Below are 19,649 nucleotides of genomic sequence, written 5' to 3' on the forward strand. Positions count from 1 at the left end.
CGGACGCACTTTTGTCCAAGATTTCGACCGCATGGGCTGATGATGGACTCTAGAGCCTGATGAGGCTGAGTTCCGTGTAGCCTGGCCCGAATTCGATCTCCGCATCGCCTGAATGTTCGAGGCAGAGCCAGTCGCCGGCCGCGAGCTCGACGATGGCGGTTACCGACTGATGACATCGCGGTCCGCCGCTATTGTGGCCGGCAATGCGGGCAAGCGTCGTGCTGCCGTTTTTCAGCACCCGGGCCTCATGGCTGGTGGATGAATTGACCGCGAGGTTGAGGCAGATGAGGTAGAGACCGCCTGCGGGTATATCCAGGCGATTGCCCGTGCCGGACGGAACCGCGGCACCCAAGGCAAAACCGCCTTGCGCGACGCTCAGTGACTGAAAACCTGTCTGACTGCCATCCGCAGGCGTCACGGCTGCTGCAGTTCTGGATGCGCGTGTCAGCGGACGATTGGGCAGGTCGACGATCCCGCCTGGGGAGGCCACAAGTGCCGTCGCCCAGGATATGCCGTCGGCGCTGACCTTGATCGAAAACCTGTCTTCGCCAGCGGTCCCGAATTCCGCTCGCCCCTGCCAGTCGGTTTGAAACAGTAGTGAGGCGGTATCGCCTGTGGATTGTTTGTTGATCTTCAATTGATGACCGTTGCCCGCATGGGTGAGCAGGCTCGCATGGGCCGATAATGACAGCCGGTTGTAATCGTCGGCGGTCGCGTTGATCCCCAGCTTTTCGAAGCTGGCTGTTAAGGGCAGGGGGAAATCTTGCCATGCACCGTCGTCAAACGATTTCACATGTCCGGCGCTATGGTCGAACGCCAACCAACCCGGTTTTGGGGTGATAAAGTTCCAGGCCCCATCCTGCCAGCAGGCGAGCTTGCCGTCGCGGCCGCTCCATTCGCCGGTCGCGTCCTCAGCCACGCCAAAGCATTGGCCTTCGCCCGGGTCTTCGGGCGGCTCCCCAAGCATATCCGCGATCGTAAGCTGCACTATCGCGTCCAGTCGCTGAAGCGCCTCGTTATGGGTGACATGCTTTTGTGCCTGTGCCGGCAGGATGTAGGGCAGTTCGAGATTGTTGGTTTCGTCGCTCATATCCGTCTCCTAATGGTTCGCTGCCTCTCTGGGCCATGACGCTATTGTCACCCGGTTTTGGAAGGTGTGGAAAAAATGATGTCGCATTTGTTGAAATTGCTGGATTTTCCGCGATTTTCTTCCACAGATTCGGCGCTGTTTTCGGCGATAAGGGCAATCAGGACAATGTGAACGGGTTCGATTGGACGATGTCGCATATGGGCAGATTTCTGTCCCGTATCCGCTTGCTCTTTCAGCCGCATATGCCAATCTGTCGCCACGTCTTTACGGGATACCCTTATGCGATATTCAGCCCTTTCCATTTTGAAGAACGGCTTTTCCGGCAACCGGCACTGGAAGCCCGCCTGGCGGGAGCCGGAGCCAAAGCCGCATTACGATGTGATTATCGTGGGCGGCGGGGGGCATGGTCTTTCAACCGCCTATTATCTTGCCAAGGAATTCGGCATCACCAATGTGGCGGTACTGGAAAAGGGCTATCTCGGCTCCGGCAATATCGGTCGAAACACCACCATTGTGCGTTCCAACTACATGCTGGAGGGCAATGAGCCCTTCTATGAATTTTCGCTGAAGCTCTGGGAGGGCATGGAGCAGGATTTCAACTATAATGCCATGATGAGCCAGCGGGGCATCATCAATCTCTATCATTCCGACGGCCAGCGCGACGCCTATGCACGGCGCGGCAATGCCATGCGCATGCATGGCGTCGATGCAGACCTGCTCGACCGCGAGCAGGTCAGGAAGATGATGCCCTATCTCAATTTCGACCATGCGCGCTTCCCCATCATGGGCGGGTTGTTGCAGAAACGTGCGGGCACGGCGCGTCACGATGCGGTCGCCTGGGGCTATGGTCGCGGTGCGGACAGCCGCGGTGTCGATATCATCCAGCATTGCGAGGTGACCGGCATTCGCCGCGACGCCGAGGGCCGGGTGGAGGGCGTGGAGACCAGCAAGGGTTATATCGGCTGCAACAAGCTGGCGTTGGCAACGGCCGGCCACACCTCCGTCACGGGCAAGATGGCCGGTCTGGACTTGCCGATCGAGACCCATGTGTTGCAGGCCTTCGTGTCGGAAGGCATCAAGCCGGTGCTCGACAATGTGGTCACCTATGGGGCCGGCCACTTCTATATCTCGCAGTCCGACAAGGGCGGCTTGGTGTTCGGTGCCAATCTCGATTATTATTCGTCCTATGCCCAGCGTGGCAATCTGGAGACGGTGGAACACACGATCGAGGAAGGTGTCGCCATGATCCCCGGCCTGTCACGGCTTCGGGTGCTTCGCGCCTGGGGCGGTGTCATGGACATGTCGATGGATGGATCGCCGATCATCGACAAGACGTCGATCGACAATCTCTACCTGAATTGCGGCTGGTGCTATGGGGGCTTCAAGGCAACGCCTGCATCCGGCTTCTGCTTTGCCCATCTGATCGCCAAGGACGAAACGCATCAGGTGGCGCGCTTCTTGCGGCTCGATCGTTTCCGTCGCGGTTTCCAGATCGACGAGACCGGCCACGGTCCACAGCCGAACCTTCATTAAGCTCCTGTTTGCATTGAGACATAATTCATGGCCAGCCTGATCCATTGTCCCCATTGCGGGGTCCGTCCCAAGGAAGAATTCTCCATTCGCGGCGATGCCACGCCGCTGCGTCCCGATGCGTCTGCCAGCGACGATGCCTGGTATGAATATGTGTTTGTGCGCGATAATCCCAAGGGGCGTGTTGTGGAACACTGGCACCATACCGGCGGCTGCCGACGCTGGCTGGTGGTCGAGCGCGACAATGCGGCAAGCCATGAGGTCTATGCCGTCAGCGATGCTGCCAAGCTTGCCAGGGAGGCTGGACGATGAGCGCTTCCCGTCTGTCGTCCGGTGGCATTGTTAATCGTGGGCGCACCTTCACCTTCACCTTTGACGGCAAGGAAATGCGTGGCTTCGAGGGCGACACGCTGGCCTCGGCTCTGCTCGCCAACGACCAGATGCTGGTGGGGCGTTCCTTCAAATATCATCGCCCGCGCGGCATTGTAACCGCCGGTTCCGCAGAGCCCAATGCCCTGGTTGGTATCGGCACCGGTGCCCGCAGCGAGCCCAATACGCGGGCAACCGTTGCCGAGCTTTATCACGGCATGACGGCGGTCAGCCAGAACCGCTGGCCTTCGCTCAAATATGATGTCGGTTCCGTCAATCAGCTTTTGTCGCCCTTTCTGTCGGCCGGTTTTTACTACAAGACCTTCATGTGGCCTGCGGCGTTCTGGGAAAAGGTTTATGAACCGCTGATCCGCAAGGCGGCCGGTCTCGGCCGGGCCGTGATGGAGGCCGATCCGGATCGCTACGAGAAAGCCTGGGCCCATTGCGACCTGCTGGTGATCGGCGCCGGGCCGACCGGACTGATGGCAGCCCTTTGCGCGGCGCGCGCCGGGTTGCGGGTCATTCTGGCGGATGAAGGTTTTCGCCTCGGTGGATCGCTTCTGTCGGAGAAGATTTCCATCGACGGCATTGCCGCCGCCGCGTTTGCCGAGCGCACGGTGGAGGAGTTGAAGAGCTTCGACAATGTGACGCTGATGCCGCGCAGCACGGTCTTCGGCTGGTATGACGACAATGTCTTCGGCGCGCTTGAAAAAGTGCAAAAACACGTGGCCCAGCCATCGCCCGATTTGCCGGTGGAGCGGCTGTGGCGCATTGTTGCCAAGCGCGCCATCATGGCGACGGGTGCTGAAGAACGTCCGCTGGTGTTCGGTGGCAATGACAGGCCGGGCGTGATGATGGCCAGTGCCGGGCGCAGCTATCTCAACCGTTACGGGGTGAGTGTCGGCGAAAAGGTTGCGGTCTTTACCAATGGCGGTGCGGGTTATAGGGCAGCGGCGGATCTGACGGATGCCGGTGTCGAGGTTGCAGCCCTGATCGACAGTCGACCCGGTGCTGCCAATACCGCGCCTTCCGCTGTGCGGGTGATTTCCGGTGCGGGGGTGACCTCCACCAAGGGACGTCAGCGGTTGTCGGGGATTCTGGTTGAACGCTCCGGCTATGAGGAGGCAATCGATTGCGACGCGCTTTTGATGTCTGGCGGGTTCAGCCCGGTGGTGCATCTGGCCTGCCAGCGCGGGGCAAAGCCAAAATGGTCGGACGCGCATCAGGCCTTCATGGCGCCGGATGTCGGACAGCAATTTGCGGCCGCCGGATCGGCTGCCGGGCTTTCATCCATCGCTGCCTGCCTGAAGGATGGGGCGGAGAAAGCCCATCTGGCGGTCGAGGCCATGGGCCGGATCACCGGCATGGTCGAAATTCCGGATGTCGAGGGCGACTATGACGCCGACTTTGCCCCGCTCTGGTATGTGCAGGGCTCCAGGGGCAAGGCCTTTGTGGACTTCCAGAACGATGTCTCGGTCAGGGATCTGGCGCTTGCCCAGCGCGAGGCCTTCGGTCATGTGGAGCACACCAAGCGCTACACCACGGCCGGCATGGCGACCGATCAGGGAAAACTTGGCAATATCAACATGGCCGGCATCATGGCCGGCATGCGCGGGGTTTCACCCGCCGAGATCGGCACGACCACCTTCCGCCCCTTTTACACACCTGTCTCCTTCGGTGCGCTGACGGGCACCAGCCGGGGCGAGCATTCAAGGCCGGTCAGGCAATCGCCGCTGCATGGCTGGGCGAAGAAAAACGGCGCCGTGTTCGTTGAAGCCGGGCTCTGGTATCGATCCTCTTATTTTCCAAGGGACGGCGAGAGCGGCTGGCGCGAAACGGTGGACCGCGAGGTCAAATGCGTGCGTGCCCATGCCGGGCTTTGCGATGTTTCGACGCTCGGCAAGATCGAAGTATTTGGCCCGGACGCCGCCGAATTTCTCAACCGGGTCTATTCCAACGGGTTCCTCAAGCTTCCGGTCGGCAAGGCGCGTTACGGGCTGATGCTGAGGGAAGACGGGATTGTGATGGACGACGGCACCGCCAGCCGTTTTGCCGAGGATCATTTCTTCATCACCACCACTACGGCTGCTGCCGGCGAGGTGATGACCCATCTGGAATTTGCAGCGCAGGCGCTTTTCCCGGATCTGGATGTGCGCATGGTGTCTGCCTCCGACCAATGGGCGCAGATGTCGCTGGTTGGGCCGAAAGCGCGGGTGATCCTTGACCGGATCGTTGAAGACGATGTGTCCAACGAGGCGGTACCGTTTCTGGCGGCGCAAGAGGTAACCCTGAAGGGCGGGCTTTCCGCACGTCTCTACCGTATCTCCTTTTCCGGCGAGCTGGCCTATGAACTGGGCGTTCCGGCCGGTTACGGCGAGGCGGTCGCCGATGCGATCATGGTCGCCGGCAAGGAGCACGGCATCTGCGCTTACGGTGTGGAGGCGCTCAATGTCATGCGTATCGAGAAGGGGTTCGTGACCCATGCCGAAATCGACGGACGTACCACGCCGGACGATCTGGGGCTTGGCGCCATGTTTGCCGGTCAGAAACCGGATTTCATCGGCAAACGCCTCTCCAGCCGCTTCGGACTGACTGCCGCCGACCGGGCGCAGCTTGTGGGCCTGAAACCGGTCGAGCACGATCAGCACTTCAAGGCCGGCGCGCATATTCTCAAAGAGGGGGCAAAGCCCTCGATGACAAATGATCAGGGCTGGGTGTCATCCGTCTGCTTTTCGCCCATGCTCGGCCACACGATCGGCCTTGGCTTCCTGAAATCCGGGCGTGAGCGCATGGGCGAAAAAGTCGTGGTCTGGGACGGTTTGCGCGGGTCGGAGGTGCTGGCGGAAGTCTGCTCGCCGGTCTTTATCGACCCCGACAACAAGAAGCTGAAGGTGTAAGGAGTGCTGCCCATGTCATTTTCTCACGCCCACGCGCTGGACGACTATATCGCCGGATTTGCCGGCACGCCCAATCCGCATCATCTGGCGATCCTGAAGCGGCCGCTGGTGTTTTCCGTACTGGCGCATGCCGGTCACGAGAGCTCGGTGGAGGAGGCGCTGGCCGAAATCGCCGAGGTATCGGTGCGCTTTTGCGGTCCCGGCGAATGGCTGCTGGTGTCGGAATCGATTGCGCCCGAAACCCTGATCCGCGACCTGGCTTTGCTGTCGGGTCAACTGTCCTTTGTCGACCAGAGCGAGGGCCGTGTGGTGATGCGGCTTTCAGGCCCGCGGGTGCGCAATGTTCTGGCGAAATGTGCGGGTTTGGATCTTGATCCGGACCAGTTCGACCTTGGCGGCTCTGCCAATACACTGTGCTGTCACACGCCGGCCAATCTGGCGCGCACCGGCGTCGATGAATTCGAGATTACCGTCATGCGCTCCTATGCCGGCTATGTGTTCGACGAAATCGTGGAAATGGGCCGGGAATTTGCCATGACGGCCGGCTTTGCGGGCTAGGGCGGACATCCTTGCCTGGATTGCCCGCCCTTGTCATTACGACTGGGTAGCAGCGCTTGCTTCCTGATCGCCGAAGGCGAGATGGGCGACCAGTGTTGCGCCGATGGCGCTGATGGCGATGATCATCAGCATGGGCAGTGCGGTGCCGTCTTCCAGCAGGCCGATGCCGAGGCTCGACAGGGCACCTGCGCCAAAGCCAAGCGCGCCGGAGAGGGCGGCTGCCGTGCCGGCGATGTGGCCCTGGCTTTCCATGGCAAGAACATTGCAGGAGGGCATCATGCCACCGACACCGATCACGGCGATAAACAGCAGGATGCAGACGGAATAGACCGTGCCGATATGCAGCAGTTCCATGCCGACCAGCAGGATGGCGGCGCCTGCAAAGATCAGCGAGGACATTCTCACGACATTCTTAAGCCCGATCTTCTCGCCGAAACGGGTGGAGACCTGTGTACCTATGCCGATGCCCAGAGCGTTGAGCGCGAAAATGACCGAGAAGGTGATGGGGCTCAGACCGTAGACATTGATGAGCACGAAGGACGAGCCGGCGATATAGGCAAAAAAGCCCCCTTGTGCGAAGGCCAGCGCGCCGGCATAGGGAATGAAGCTTCGGGTGAAGAGAAGCTTTGCATACCAGTGGATGGCCCTGGAGGGCTGGCTGGTGGCGCGTAGCGCCGGCATGCGTGTTTCAGGCAGCAGAACGACGACCAGCGTTGCCACGACAAGGCACAGCAATCCCATGACCATGAAGATCACGCGCCAGGTGGAAAATGTCAGCAGCATGCTGCCGGCCAGCGGGGCGATCACCGGAGCAAGGCCGAGGACCAGGATAACCAGCGACATCAACCTGGCCGCCTTTATGCCGCTGAAGAGATCGCGGATGGTGGCGGTGGCGATGACCATGCCGATGGAGCCGCCACAGCCCTGGAGGAAGCGGAAGGCGAGCATCTGATTGGGGGTGACCGAGAGCACGCAGCCGATGGTGCCGGCCAGAAAGACGGCAAGGGCAAAGAAGATGACCGGCTTGCGACCGAGCGCGTCGGAGGCGGGACCATAAAACAGCTGGCCGATGGTGAAACCGCAGAAATAGGTCATCATGGTCATCTGGATCGTGGCGGCAGAGGTCGCCAGATCCTCGGCCATCTGCGGCATGGCCGATACATGCATGTCGGTGGAGAAGGGGCCGAGCGCGCAGAGCGAGCCGAGCGCGATGGCAATAGGCAGGGTTTTCGGAGGGCTGGTCTGTTCCACGGTTCTGCTCCTTCAGAGACGGCTTGCAACGATAACAAGGAAACGATATCGTTTCTTTATTGCATTAGGAAACGCATTCGTTTCGATTTGTCAATGGACTTGTCGACAACGCGGTTAAGAAGGAATGACTGGGATGGACGGCAGTACGGTTACGGCGGGGCGCCCTCCAAGCCTGTCGGAGGAGGCGCGCAAGACCGCGATCCTCAATGCGGCGGAGCGCGTTTTCGATAGCATGGGCTATGGCGATGCGACCATGGAAGAGATCGCCCGGGCCGCCGGCATGGCGAAGAAATCGGTCTACAAACATTTTCCCGACAAGGGTGCGTTGTTTGGCGCACTGGTCGACAGCCATGATCTCCTGCCCATCGATGAGGTGGTGATGTCGATAGGGGATGCAACGCCGGTGCAGCGTCTTCGCCGCATGCTCGAAGAACTCGGTGCCTTCATCCTGTCGCCACGGCAGGTGGCGCTGACCCGCCTTGTGATATCGGAGGCCACCAAGACGCCGGAGCTTTCCGAGCGTTTCTACAGCGAGTGTGTGGACAAGACCCAGATCTATGTTGCCACTGAACTGCAGCGTGGACTGTTGACCGGAGCCGATCACCCACCCGCCATCGATCCCGATCTTCTGGCCGATATGTTTCTTGGCCTCATCCTTGGAAGTCTGCATCTGAAGGCATTGATGCTGAACCAGAATATCGACACCATGCGCGACGAGCTGGAGCGACGGGTGGAGATGGCAAGCATGGTGATGATCGGGCTTTTCGGCGCCGGCGTCTCAGACTGAGGGCGCGGGTTCGAGTGCGGCAGTCGCGTGGATCGCGGCTGGCCGTGGCGTTTCTATGTGATCTTCTGGATTTCCAGTTCCTCATTGCCCAGCATCGCCAGATCGCCGGGTGCCTTGCCGAGCAGGACCCGGGCGAGGGGAGAGACCCAGGAGACGGTGCCGGATTTCGGATCGGCCTCGTCCTCGCCGACAATGCGGAACGTCTGCACGCGTCCGTCCTCGCGCTCGAAGCGCACGGTGGAGCCGAAGGCGACGATATCGTTGCTTGCCGGCGCCGGCTGCAGATCGGCGGTGCGGATGCGCTCCACCAGATAGCGGATATCGCGGGCCGGACCTGCCGTCTGGCGACGCTTGTCGTTGACATCCTCGATCAGATTGCCCGCAGCATAGGCCTCGCGCGCGACCGCCAGTTCCGCCTCCAGCGCCTTCAACCCGCTCTCCGTCACCAGATTGGGCTGCGCGGAAATCACCCGCTCGGGGAGAATGGTTTCCGATGCGGTCTCTGAGGATTCTTCCTTGGTGAAGGCGACGGACAATGCGGGTGCTCCCGTGACTGAGATTGCAGATCTGGTGAGAATGTAGGCGCAAACGGCCCGCTCGAAAAGGGGCGCGGTCAGCCAGTCGACGGGCAGCATCTTCATGGAATTCAACGCGCCATGGCTCTTGCGCGTTGCGCGGTCGGTCGCAGTTGCGCATCTCAATGCACGTCGGCCGAGAAAAGTACCACGCTCGCTACAACGATTGGCAAATATCGAGTGCTCCCGCGCCGCAGCAGTATCCATGGGATACGGTCGGCCTGACGGAAGAGGGCGGATCAACCATAGGCTCTGCTGCGTGCCGACATTCTAAGACAATGCATTCGGTCTGTCATGCCCGACACAGCGCCTCATTCGGCCTTGTCGCCAGGTTGGCGAGAGACATCGAGACCGTTTTGCGGGCCGAGCGTGCTTGCAAGGCGAACCGGAATTTCGCGGCGCTGCAACGCGCAGAGAACCGCCATTCATTTCAGATCCTGACACAGGAAGGACGCACACCATGAACCAGATTTCGCCCATCGCCGCAGAGGCGCCCCTGATCGACCCGCATTGGCTGCTCGAGGACCCGCATGCAAGGTTTGCGGAACTGCGCGAGAAACATCCGGTCATCAAGATCAATGATCGCTGTTACTATGTTCTTCGTGCCGAAGATGTGATGCCGCTGTTGAAAGATGACGGCACCGTGCAGGTCGAGGGCCGCGACTACGTTGCGCATCACCAGGTGCCCGAGGGAGCGATGGCCCGCTTCCTGCGCGATGTCCTCCTGTTTGCCAACGGTCAGGACCATCGGACAAAGCGCGGCCCCTTTGCGCGCACGTTTTCCCATCAGGCCATTCGTGCCTCGCGCGATGGCATCGAGGCTGTGGCGCGCAATATCGTTGCCAACCTGCCGCGGGGCGAGAGCTTCGACTTTGTCGAGCATATGGCAGGCCGCGTGCCATCGGAGATGATCGCCTCGATCATCGGCCTGCCGATCGCGGAGGCTTCCTATTTTGCCCCGCGCATCTACGATATGGCCAAGGCGGTGGCACCGATCTATCCGATCGACAATCATGCCCGGATCGAGACGGCGGCCGGTGAGGTCTTCACCTATGTGAAGGAGCACATGTTGGCGCGGATGACGGCACCGAACGACGATCTCCTGTCGAAACTGGTCGCCGATTGGGTGCACAACCAGGAGATGGAATTCGACTGTCTGGTGAACCAGGTGCTGGCCATGATGCTCGGCGGTAGCGACACCACCCGTGCCGCCTTTGCCATGACGGTCTCGCTGCTGCGCCAGCGCCCGCAAGACTGGGCGGCGCTTCATGCAGATCCAGCGCTCGTGCCCGAGGCGATCTCCGAAAGCATGCGGTTCGAACCCTCGGTCTCCAATGTGCCACGCTTCACCGTGAGCGAGATGCAGATTGGCGGAACGCGGGTGCCGGCCGGCGTTCTGCTGCAGCTGAGCACCATGTCCGCCATGCGCGATCCCAAGCTTTATTCCGAGCCCGATGTGTTCAACATGCGCCGGACCGATCATCCTCGCCTGCATCTCGTTTTCGGTCACGGGGCGCATCGCTGCATCGGCGAGATGCTGGCGCGCCTCGAAATGGAGGAAAGCCTGAAGGCCCTTCTCGCGGCGGCCCCCGATATCGAGATCGAAACGGCACCGCGTATGCTGGGCTTTGGCGGCATCCGCCAGATCACGCCGATGATTGTGCGGATACCGTAGAGAACCGGGGCAGGCAGAACGACCGCCCGAGCGTCTCGTCGTCCTCGGCTCGGGTGGCCGGGATGAAAGGGCTCTCTACACCGCCTTCGATGCATGATCGGTCGCAAGAGGAAGAGGATGCCAGATCTTCCGCTCGGGCAGGGCGTCCTGCGATGGGGTCTCCGTGGATTCTTCCTTGGTGCAGGCGGTGGACAATTGGGCGCTCGGGGATGGTTGAGGGGGAGTTGTAAATGCGGGGCGCAATGATGGGGCGGCGGAAAGTGCGATACGCTCTCATGTCGGTTAACGTGCTCGACGCGCGCGTCATCTCCGATAGCTGACAACGGCTATAGCTTGCCGGCGGCGATATTTTTGCTTTGTGGCCGGAAGGGGAGATGGGGCTATTCGCCATGTCTCAAGCTCCTAACAGCTGCTGCAATGCTATTCTGGTTAGCGATCTGAATGCTTCCGGCAGCCCTCAAGCCATACATCGCTCCATCCTTCAGGCACACATGATCCTGCCACAAGACGTTCAATTCGAGCGACACGCCCATCGAGTTCAGCGTCGCTTTCTTCAAGCTTATAGGACCCCGGCGCGATAAGTACGGCTACCATTCGAATGAATTCTGCGTTGCTCAGCTCGGCGGGCGGCCGCCCATAAATCGCGGAACTTGCGTTGTAAAAGCCTCTCATCCATCCGTCCGGGCCTTTCCCCATCTCCAATGTGTCGAGCCACAAGGCAAGGATTTGCTCTTTGGAAAGCCGGCTTTCCAGCCCCATCGCGTAGCCGGTTTGGCGGATCTTGCCGATTCCCGGATGGAATTCCTTGAACGCGAGGCGCTTGGAAGCCGACTGCGTAATTGTTGTCAGTCCCGCTCCTGGGGTTGAAAAATCGACGCCGGGATGACTGGTGAAGCTTGGGTCTTGCACCTTCAGCAAGATCGCCAGATGCGCCGCACCAAGGGAGTCTCCTCCATGTCCCTGAGCTATCAAATCGTCTGCGCGCTGACGTAGTTGCGGAGCATCGGACAGAGCGTCCCAATATCCTTTTGCACCGTATAGAAAAGCTGAAACGACCAGCAGGCCCAAAAAAAGGCCTCCGAACTTGAAAATGCGTCTCATGCGAAATCTCTTTCGAAATCAACCGGGCAGGATAATAGAGTTAACTGACACTCAATTGTCGCGACATTCAGGCATTTCGCGGATATTTCGCCTACGGCCAATGACGGTAAAGGGTCGACATTCGTCCGCCGCTTCGCGCCCATTGCGGTCATTCCAACCCCTTTGATAAGGGTGAGACGTTTTTGCTGATGGAGCCTGGCATGATGGTCACAATATCTATCGAGAGCCCGCGTCAAGCTGGCGTGATCAGGCTTTTGCAGGCGTCCGATGCCTATGCGGCCTCATTGTATCCCGCAGTGAGCAACCATGCGCTCGACCTCGCAACCTTAGAAAAACCAAATGTTACGTTTTTCGTTGCGAGAAGACGCGAACAGATCGTTGGTTGCTGCGCCCTAGTGGATTCCGGCGACATGACGGGAGAGATCAAGCGCATGTTCGTCGATCCGAGTGCACGCGGCTTTAAAATCAGTAAGCAAATGATGGATAAGCTGGTTCTTCGAGGCTGCGAAATGCGCCTGCGGGCCATCCGGCTGGAAACGGGCATCTATCAACCTGAAGCCATCAAACTGTATCGCGGATATGGATTTCGGGAAATCGAGCCTTTCGGGACTTACACGGCCGACCCCCTTAGCCTCTTTATGGAAAAACACCTGAGCTGAGCCAATCACAGCGGAGCGACGATGACCGGTTTTGGCCGCGGCCACGATTGCGCCCGAACCAATTCGCACGCCTGGCATGATAGCTGCGTCGTGGCCGATCCACACGTCATGGCCGACGACCGTGTCTCTGACAGGCAGGTCCTTGTAGCCAAATGTCTCGGGCTTGAAGATCCGAAATGGATAGGTCGTGAAACCAGTCATTGGATGATTGGCCGAACTGGTTATGAAATAGCTGCCCCGAGCAATCTGCACAAATTTGCCAATCACCAGCCGCTCGCAACATTCGTGACCGAGATAGGGTGCCAGTATTTGGGCCGTTTCTCCCGGTGTTCCAGAATGCGTGAAATAGCTGAAGACGCCGACCTCAATGCGCGGATGGTCAATGACGTTCTTCAGGTAAACCGTGTCCGAATAGACTCTGCCGTCAGGTAGAGTGATTGGGTGGATTGCGTCCGCATCGAGCAATGACATGGAGAACCTTTTTGACTGGCCAATTGCCGCGCAACGGGAAAGTCTCGGCGCGATGGATAATCTTGAATATCTAACAGCCCGCACGATATCGCAGCCAAGCCGTCAAATCGAGCTTGCCGCCCTTATCGCACCATGAATAGTTCTGATGAAAAGGTCCTAAGTACGGGATCCCAATGACCGCTTCGGCCGTTGAGGGGCAGACGTCTCTCGGCCCCGATCCAGCCGGTAGTTGCATGATTGATGATGTCTCCTACTGGCGCTTGTCCGGCGGAGCCGACTTTGAAATTTGTGCCGCTCATGTCCGCGTTCGGCCCTAAGCGGACATGCGGCTTGCTTCCGTCGCTGATCCCTGCAAGTCTCAAAAACATGCATTGATGTTAGTCGGGGAGCCTGGGGAGGAGTATGGTAAGTCTGCGAGCGCGTGTGATTTTGGCGGGCACCGTCGTTATATCAGTCGTGTGTGCGTCGGCGTTTGCATATATTTACATCCAGCGCATCAATGCCCGAGATCATTTAAAAAACCCGGCAAGGATTGCCTTTATTCTCAATCTCCCGGAGCTGCCTTCCTCTGTGCGAAATACAGAATGCTCGGCACGGGCAATCACAGACATTATAATCAGTTGCGCTTTTAAAATTGACCCTACGGACTTTGATCTGCTCTTGCGCGGGTGGGAGTTCAAAAGTGAAAAAATTCGCGGCAATGGTAGAACGTATGGAATGGACGCACCTGTGGGCCCGGATTTCGAGGCCGTCACAAGACACGTCATCCATCCGGGCAGTTTTAAAAACGGCGGCTTGGTGAACCTTGTCACAAACCGAGACCGCACACTTGTGGTCGCCAACAGGTTCGAGGAATGAAGTATCTATGACCGCAGTTGGCGCCAAGGCGACATGACACGGCCATCGTTGGATGACCGCATTTCGAATGCGCTAGGCCCTGTTGACAAAGTGGATTCCCAAATCACCGTAAGCATGATTCAAGACTGTCTTTTAGGAGGCGGTTTTGGCTCGCGGGGACCTGACGGATACGGAATGGCGGATCATTGAGGGGCTATTGCCCACTGAACGGGGGAGGAAGTCCAGGCCCGCGCACGATAATCGGCAATATCTGAACGGCATGCTGCATGTTCTTCGGGTCGGCTGCCCTTGGCGCGACATGCATGAGCGCTACGGTAAATGGAACTCCGTCTATGTGCGCTTTCGCCGTTGGGCCGAACAAGGCGTTTGGGACGCCCTCCTTGAGACCCTCGTCGAACTGGGGCTGACAGATGACTGGCAGCACATGATCGACAGCACCACGGTTCGCGGCCATTCGTAGGCGGCCGGCGCAAAAGGGGGACTTATCAGGAGGCTTTTGGTCGATCACGCGGCGGCTTTACGACGAACATCCACGCCCGAGCAGACGGTCAGGGCCGCCCTCTTGGCTTCGTCCTGACAGGCGGCGAAGCTTCGGACTACAACGCCGTTCCTGACTTGCTGGCGATACCGATCGGCAAGCCGAGGCTGTTCCTCGCCGATAAAGGCTGAGACGGGAGAAGTTCTAATCTGAGAATTTCTTATACACCAGCTTGCAGATGTTTTTTATTGGTCCAAATTCTCGATATCCGATTGCTCGGCTGTCGATGTCCGTAAAAGGTGTTTTCCCGAATGTTTATCAACGCTATCAAAGATTTTTGTTCGCCGCCGCCGGAGAGCGGCGACCATGAGGAGAGTCAATGAGCGTTGTTTCGGAAGTCGATGAGATCCGTTCCGCGGTCGACCGACGGATGGCCCCGGATCCACGCAACGCAAACCAGCCACCTGCGTTAGGGGGTATCTGGCACACAGAGAATGAGAACGGCTATTTGAGTTTGGACTCTGCCAAGCTCCTCTTGCTCCGCGACGCCCCTCCAGGCGGTCAGCAGCGTGGACCTTGGCTGCACTGGGGAACCCTAAAGCTAAACCGCGTTTTCATTAACTTCTGTATATCTCGTTGGATTGAGGAGATAGCCCCCGCGAAATCCCTGCCCCTTCCTAAGGGTTTGATGCAGCCGGCAGCGTTGCAGCTGAACCTTGCCATTGAGCAGATCAATTTCACTGGCATCAACTATCCCGCTATCCAAGATTTGAGGGATGACGACAATGGAAGGATCGCCGACCTTATACGTACCCCGCTCACGGAATACCTTGACCGATGGGTCAGCTATGATCGCCACATTCAGACAAAATTCGGTCGCCATGCGATTCCGGTCATAGGCAAGATCCACGAGAACTGGCGTCGACCACGATCGCAACTGGTTGAATTACATGAACATCTCTCCGACTACGCGGCCAGCTTCTCGCTGCAACGCATTGCGAGTTCAGCCGTGGATTTCCACCCTATCGGCAGGGAAAGTGGGCGAAATGTTTTTCGCGTAGTTGGAGAGCCTGAAATCCTGATCACTCTGCCTGAAGAAGATCGAGAGTATCCTCGATACTTTCCCGGGATTGTTCGCATCGGGTCGCGTGAAATCGAAATAGACGTTGAGCCTCTCGGTTCGGTTCGGCTAGTGCATCCTATCTTGGATCAGCCACGCGAACCAATTGAACGTGTGAGCGTGGATATGATGACGCATCCATTCAGTCTCCGCGCACAACCGCAGGGAAAGCTTCCGCCAGATCTGGATGTACATACAGCAGACCAAGCTATTCAATTAATGCGGATAGCATGGCTGAAATATCGCAATGATCGCTTGGAGAAAAGCTCCAAGCGCGCAGATGTAGTTATAATTTAATTGATTTTAGCGAGAAGATCATGTTGAGCCGCAACCGCGCGCTTGAACGCCTTGAAAATGCTTCTTCTATCGATGAGATCCAAGAAATCATACGTCAACTTGATGCAAGTGGACCCAGCGCTGCAAGCTTGTATCTCTTCTATAGCGGCAATCTTGGTGATGCCGTGATGCAAAACATTGCGGCTAGGCCCTGTTGACAAAGTGGATTCCTAAATCAGCGGAAGCGTGATTCAAGACTGCCTTCTAGGAGGCGGTTTTGGCACGCGGCGACGTTACGGATATGGAATGGAGGATCATCAAGGGGCTGCTGTCCACCGAACGCGGCAGGAAGTCTCGGCCCGCGCATGACAATCGGCAGTTTCTGAACGGCATGCTGCATGTTCTTCGGGTCGGCTGCCCCTGGCGCGATATGCATGAGCGCTACGGTAAGTGAATTCGGTCTATGTGCGCTTCCACCGTTGGGCCGAGCAAGGCGTTTGGGATGCTCTCCTTGAAACGCTTGTCGAACTCCGGCTGACGGATGACTGGCAGCACATGATCGACAGCACCACGGTTCGCGGGCACTCGCAGGCTGCGGGCGCAAAAGGGGGACTTATCAGGAGGCTTTTGGTCGATTACGCGGCGGCTTTACGACGAAAATCCACGCCCGAGCAGACGGTCAAGGACGGCCTCTCGGCTTCATCCTGACGAGTGGCGAGACTTCAGATTACAACGCCGTTCCTGGTCTGCTGGCGATACCCCTCGGCAAATCGAAGCTGTTCCTTGCTGACAAAGGCTGTGACGGCGATTTCCTGCGCGAGGAGCTTATGATCCACGGGCCGCCGAAGGCCAACCGAAAGAACCCACCTGCCAGCGACTTCCGGGCTTAAAAGAACAGGAACCGCATCGAGCGGATGTTCAACCGCCTCAAACAGTTCCGTCGCGTTGCGACCCGATACGACAAGACACGAAAATCCTTCTCAGCCTTCCTCGCCCTGGCCGCCGTAAAGATATGGCTGCCATACTTTGTCAACAGGACCTAGGGGATCGCTGCCATGACCCAGGTGGAGGCATAATGCCGTCCGTCTGCTTGCTCTCCCGAATGACCGCATCGGGTCGAACCCGCATCTGCCGCGTCCGTCCGGGCATGGCCACACCCCACGCCGCGCTCAGAACACTGCCCATCTCGCATACGACATAAATCGTCGCTCCGCAGTCTTCACGGCTTCATGCTGCCGCTCTAGCCTGCAGGCAATTCCAGCCTAAGCTCAGGGGAGCGTTATCCATGAAAAATCATGCGCGGGTCGTCGTTATCGGTGGGGGTGTTGTCGGGTGTTCGGTGCTCTATCACCTGACCAAATTCGGCTGGACCGATGTGGTGCTTCTGGAGCGTTCGGAGTTGACGTCCGGGTCTACCTGGCATGCAGCCGGGGGCATGCATACGATCAATGGCGATCCCAATGTGGCCAAGCTGCAGAAATATACGGTCGAGCTCTACAAGGAGATCGAGGCGTATTCGGGCCAGGATATCGGTTTGCACATGACATCCGGGCTGATGCTGGCGGCAACGCCGGAGCGGTTCGACTGGTTCAAGTCGCTGCTCGCCAAGGGAAAATATGCCGGCGGTGAGGCGCGGATCGTGACGCCGGAAGAGGCGCATGAGATGATGCCGCTTCTCGACCCCAAGCAATTCGTCGGCGCGGTGTTCGACCCGCATGAAGGCCATCTCGACCCCTATGGCACGACGCACGCCTATGCCAAATCGGCCAAGAAGAACGGGGCGGAAATCTATCTGCATACCAAGGTGGAGGAACTGTCGCAGCTTCCCGACGGCACCTGGCGGGTGATTACCGACAAGGGCGAGATCATGGCCGAGCATGTGGTCAATGCCGCGGGGCTCTGGGCGCGTGAGGTGGGCCGCATGGTGGGGCTGGAACTGCCGGTCCTGGCCATGGAACATATGTATCTTCTGACCGAGGATATGCCAGAAGTCATTGAATATAATGAAAAGTCCGGACGCGAGCTGATGCATTGCGTCGATTTCGACGGCGAGATCTATATCCGCCAGGAGCGCAACGGCATGTTGATGGGCACCTATGAAAAGGATTGCCGCCCGTGGTCACCGATCGAGACGCCCTGGGATTTCGGCCATGAGCTTCTGGCCGAGGATCTGGAGCGCATCACGTCCGAACTGGAAGTCGGCTTTCGTCATTTCCCGGCCTTCAACAATGCCGGCATCCGCCGCATCATCAACGGGCCCTTCACCTTCTCGCCCGATGGCAATCCGCTGGTGGGGCCTGTGCGCGGCATGACCAATTACTGGTCGGCCTGCGCGGTCATGGCCGGCTTCAGCCAAGGCGGCGGCGTGGGCCTGGCTCTGGCGCAATGGATCATCGAGGGCGATCCGGGCTTTGACGTGTTTGCCATGGATGTGTGCCGCTATGGCGATTACGCGACGCTTGGTTATACCAATGCCAAGGTGCGCGAGAATTATTCACGCCGTTTCTCGATCCGCTATCCGAACGAGGAACTGCCGGCCGGACGTCCGCTTTTGACCACGCCGATCTACGACAAGCTCAAGGCCGCCGGTGGCGTGTTCGGCGCCTATTACGGGCTCGAAACGCCGCTGTGGTTTGCGCCGGACGGGGTCGAGGACAAGTTCTCTTGGCGTCGCTCCAGCGATTTCGACACGGTCGGAGAAGAGGTCAAGGCGGTGCGTGCCAGCGTCGGGCTGATGGAGACCTCGGGCTTTGCCAAATACACGATCTCCGGCGAGAGCGCCCGCGACTGGCTGGACATGATGCTGGCCTGCCGCATGCCGGAGACGGGGCATATGGTGCTGGCACCGATGCTCAACGATGCCGGCAAGCTGATCGGCGATTTCACGCTGGCCAATCTGGATGGCGAGGAGTTCCTGCTGATCGGATCCGGCCTTGCGGAAGACTATCACATGCGCTGGTTCGAAGAGCATCTGCCCGATGACGGCTCGGTCGAGATCAATGCACTCAATCTGGGTCTTCTGGGACTGGCCATTGCCGGACCGAAATCCCGAGAGGTGCTGGCAAAGCTTACTCATCTCGACGTCTCGGACGAGGCCCTGCCGTTCATGGGCATTCGCGAAATGGATCTCGGCATGTCGCCCGCCGTGGTCGGTCGCGTCTCCTATACCGGCGATCTGGGCTATGAAATCTGGATGCGGCCCGAATATCAACGCAATCTGTTCGATGCGATCATGGAAGCGGGCAAGGAGTTCGATATTCGCCTGTTTGGCCTGCGTGCCCTCAATTCGCTGCGGCTTGAAAAAGGATTCGGCAGCTGGTCACGCGAATATCGACCGCTCTACGGGCCTGTGGAAGCCGGCCTTGGGCGATTCGTGGCCTATAAAAAGGACATGGATTTCATCGGTCGCAAGGGTGCGATCGAGGAAAAGCTCGCAGGCGGTGCCCTGCGGCTGCGCAGCTTCGTGGTCGATGCTCGCGATGCCGATGTGATCGGCGACGAGCCGATCTCGTTCAAGGGCGAGGTGCGTGGCTGGGTGACATCCGGTGGCTATGCCCATGCCAGCGGAAAATCGGTGGCGATCGGCTATGTGCCCAAGGATATTGCCGGTGAGGTCGATGGCTGGGAAATCGAGCTTCTGGGCGAGATGCTGCCGGCCACACTACAGGCTCAACCGTTATTTGACGCCAATGGATCGCGCATGCGCTCCTAGTCGTTCTGTCCTGGCGGATGAGGACCATCCGTCAGGACATATTGTCTCTGCATATCAATGGCTTGAGACGGTTTCGGCGAATCTGGCGACCATTTCCGTCGCGATATTCCCATATATATTTAGGGGGTTCTTCAACTATAAAACGTTGTGTGCTTATTATTCTATGCACGCGACATTTTCACGTTTCTGCTTAATCCGGACGATTTACTGCTTAATTTTTTGTCCTTTTCCCCAGAAAAAGG

Annotated in this window: 15 protein-coding genes and 3 pseudogenes; 13 read left to right on the plus strand and 5 right to left on the minus strand. The window is 58.6% G+C overall.

Annotated elements, in window-relative coordinates; translation table 11 throughout:
• Positions 1–49: 49 nt before the first annotated feature.
• On the minus strand, positions 50–1,090 hold the full coding sequence (locus tag ACWPM9_RS05880; RefSeq protein WP_484757070.1) for a DUF2793 domain-containing protein: 1,041 nt from the start codon (positions 1,088–1,090) through the stop codon (positions 50–52).
• 279 nt (positions 1,091–1,369) lie between these two features.
• On the opposite strand from ACWPM9_RS05880, the gene ACWPM9_RS05885 reads away from it, so the two are divergent.
• From ACWPM9_RS05885 to ACWPM9_RS05900, 4 genes are read left to right on the plus strand one after another with little or no spacing between them, the layout of a single operon-like run.
• Positions 1,370–2,623: a sarcosine oxidase subunit beta family protein gene (locus ACWPM9_RS05885; protein WP_484757071.1), complete on the plus strand. Its 1,254-nt coding sequence runs from the start codon at positions 1,370–1,372 to the stop codon at positions 2,621–2,623.
• 27 nt (positions 2,624–2,650) lie between these two features.
• Positions 2,651–2,932, plus strand: coding sequence for a sarcosine oxidase subunit delta (locus ACWPM9_RS05890; protein ID WP_428188944.1), 282 nt, complete (start codon positions 2,651–2,653; stop codon positions 2,930–2,932).
• Positions 2,929–5,886: a sarcosine oxidase subunit alpha family protein gene (locus tag ACWPM9_RS05895; RefSeq protein WP_484757072.1), complete on the plus strand. Its 2,958-nt coding sequence runs from the start codon at positions 2,929–2,931 to the stop codon at positions 5,884–5,886. Before ACWPM9_RS05890 ends, ACWPM9_RS05895 begins: the two co-directional genes overlap by 4 nt.
• Before the next feature lie 12 nt (positions 5,887–5,898).
• Positions 5,899–6,444 (plus strand): sarcosine oxidase subunit gamma, encoded by a 546-nt coding sequence (locus ACWPM9_RS05900; RefSeq protein ID WP_484757073.1) that lies wholly within the window; start codon positions 5,899–5,901, stop codon positions 6,442–6,444.
• A 36-nt stretch (positions 6,445–6,480) separates the two neighbouring features.
• On the opposite strand, the gene ACWPM9_RS05905 is transcribed toward ACWPM9_RS05900, so the two are convergent.
• Complete coding sequence (locus tag ACWPM9_RS05905; protein WP_484757074.1) at positions 6,481–7,695, minus strand: multidrug effflux MFS transporter; 1,215 nt, start codon at positions 7,693–7,695, stop codon at positions 6,481–6,483.
• Between the two features lie 133 nt (positions 7,696–7,828).
• Here ACWPM9_RS05905 and ACWPM9_RS05910 point away from each other — a divergent pair, with 133 nt between their 5' ends.
• Positions 7,829–8,482 (plus strand): TetR/AcrR family transcriptional regulator, encoded by a 654-nt coding sequence (locus ACWPM9_RS05910; RefSeq protein WP_484757075.1) that lies wholly within the window; start codon positions 7,829–7,831, stop codon positions 8,480–8,482.
• A 53-nt stretch (positions 8,483–8,535) separates the two neighbouring features.
• Here ACWPM9_RS05910 and greA read toward each other — a convergent pair whose 3' ends face one another.
• Positions 8,536–9,018 (minus strand): transcription elongation factor GreA, encoded by a 483-nt coding sequence (greA, locus tag ACWPM9_RS05915; protein WP_484757603.1) that lies wholly within the window; start codon positions 9,016–9,018, stop codon positions 8,536–8,538.
• A gap of 499 nt (positions 9,019–9,517) precedes the next feature.
• Between greA and ACWPM9_RS05920 the strand changes: the two genes are divergently transcribed.
• Positions 9,518–10,732, plus strand: coding sequence for a cytochrome P450 (locus tag ACWPM9_RS05920; RefSeq protein ID WP_484757076.1), 1,215 nt, complete (start codon positions 9,518–9,520; stop codon positions 10,730–10,732).
• A 429-nt stretch (positions 10,733–11,161) separates the two neighbouring features.
• Here ACWPM9_RS05920 and ACWPM9_RS05925 read toward each other — a convergent pair whose 3' ends face one another.
• A complete protein-coding gene (locus tag ACWPM9_RS05925) occupies positions 11,162–11,833 on the minus strand; it encodes a transglycosylase domain-containing protein (RefSeq protein ID WP_484757077.1) in 672 nt (223 codons plus the stop codon).
• 200 nt (positions 11,834–12,033) lie between these two features.
• Between ACWPM9_RS05925 and ACWPM9_RS05930 the strand changes: the two genes are divergently transcribed.
• Entirely contained in the window at positions 12,034–12,492 is a 459-nt protein-coding gene (locus tag ACWPM9_RS05930; RefSeq protein WP_484757078.1) for a GNAT family N-acetyltransferase, read from the plus strand.
• Positions 12,493–12,528: 36 nt separating this feature from the next.
• Here ACWPM9_RS05930 and ACWPM9_RS05935 read toward each other — a convergent pair.
• Positions 12,529–12,963, minus strand: a pseudogene (locus ACWPM9_RS05935) (LbetaH domain-containing protein); the annotation flags it as partial.
• A 402-nt stretch (positions 12,964–13,365) separates the two neighbouring features.
• Between ACWPM9_RS05935 and ACWPM9_RS05940 the strand changes: the two are divergent.
• The 6 genes and pseudogenes from ACWPM9_RS05940 to ACWPM9_RS05965 all read left to right on the plus strand — a co-directional run bounded on the left by ACWPM9_RS05940 (position 13,366) and on the right by ACWPM9_RS05965 (position 19,407).
• Entirely contained in the window at positions 13,366–13,821 is a 456-nt protein-coding gene (locus tag ACWPM9_RS05940; protein WP_484757079.1) for a hypothetical protein, read from the plus strand.
• 145 nt (positions 13,822–13,966) lie between these two features.
• Positions 13,967–14,487: pseudogene (locus ACWPM9_RS05945) on the plus strand (IS5 family transposase); the annotation flags it as partial.
• A gap of 191 nt (positions 14,488–14,678) precedes the next feature.
• Positions 14,679–15,716: a hypothetical protein gene (locus tag ACWPM9_RS05950; RefSeq protein ID WP_484757080.1), complete on the plus strand. Its 1,038-nt coding sequence runs from the start codon at positions 14,679–14,681 to the stop codon at positions 15,714–15,716.
• A gap of 20 nt (positions 15,717–15,736) precedes the next feature.
• Positions 15,737–15,913: a hypothetical protein gene (locus tag ACWPM9_RS05955; RefSeq protein ID WP_484757081.1), complete on the plus strand. Its 177-nt coding sequence runs from the start codon at positions 15,737–15,739 to the stop codon at positions 15,911–15,913.
• Positions 15,914–15,972: 59 nt separating this feature from the next.
• A pseudogene (locus ACWPM9_RS05960) lies at positions 15,973–16,738 on the plus strand (IS5 family transposase).
• Between the two features lie 242 nt (positions 16,739–16,980).
• A complete protein-coding gene (locus tag ACWPM9_RS05965; protein ID WP_484757082.1) occupies positions 16,981–19,407 on the plus strand; it encodes a GcvT family protein in 2,427 nt (808 codons plus the stop codon).
• The last annotated feature ends 242 nt before the right edge of the window (positions 19,408–19,649 follow it).

The sequence above is a fragment of the Agrobacterium sp. H141 genome, from assembly GCF_057158725.1.

Bases quoted from the DNA above. Each gene is read 5' to 3' on its own strand.
- ACWPM9_RS05920 (WP_484757076.1), top strand. From the start codon at position 9,518: ATGAACCAGATTTCGCCCATCGCCGCAGAGGCGCCCCTGATCGACCCG.
- ACWPM9_RS05955 (WP_484757081.1), top strand. From the start codon at position 15,737: ATGTTGAGCCGCAACCGCGCGCTTGAACGCCTTGAAAATGCTTCTTCT.
- ACWPM9_RS05950 (WP_484757080.1), top strand. From the start codon at position 14,679: ATGAGCGTTGTTTCGGAAGTCGATGAGATCCGTTCCGCGGTCGACCGA.
- ACWPM9_RS05925 (WP_484757077.1), bottom strand. From the start codon at position 11,833: ATGAGACGCATTTTCAAGTTCGGAGGCCTTTTTTTGGGCCTGCTGGTC.
- ACWPM9_RS05930 (WP_484757078.1), top strand. From the start codon at position 12,034: ATGATGGTCACAATATCTATCGAGAGCCCGCGTCAAGCTGGCGTGATC.
- ACWPM9_RS05885 (WP_484757071.1), top strand. From the start codon at position 1,370: ATGCGATATTCAGCCCTTTCCATTTTGAAGAACGGCTTTTCCGGCAAC.
- ACWPM9_RS05910 (WP_484757075.1), top strand. From the start codon at position 7,829: ATGGACGGCAGTACGGTTACGGCGGGGCGCCCTCCAAGCCTGTCGGAG.
- ACWPM9_RS05900 (WP_484757073.1), top strand. From the start codon at position 5,899: ATGTCATTTTCTCACGCCCACGCGCTGGACGACTATATCGCCGGATTT.
- ACWPM9_RS05895 (WP_484757072.1), top strand. From the start codon at position 2,929: ATGAGCGCTTCCCGTCTGTCGTCCGGTGGCATTGTTAATCGTGGGCGC.
- ACWPM9_RS05940 (WP_484757079.1), top strand. From the start codon at position 13,366: ATGGTAAGTCTGCGAGCGCGTGTGATTTTGGCGGGCACCGTCGTTATA.
- ACWPM9_RS05965 (WP_484757082.1), top strand. From the start codon at position 16,981: ATGAAAAATCATGCGCGGGTCGTCGTTATCGGTGGGGGTGTTGTCGGG.
- ACWPM9_RS05880 (WP_484757070.1), bottom strand. From the start codon at position 1,090: ATGAGCGACGAAACCAACAATCTCGAACTGCCCTACATCCTGCCGGCA.
- ACWPM9_RS05890 (WP_428188944.1), top strand. From the start codon at position 2,651: ATGGCCAGCCTGATCCATTGTCCCCATTGCGGGGTCCGTCCCAAGGAA.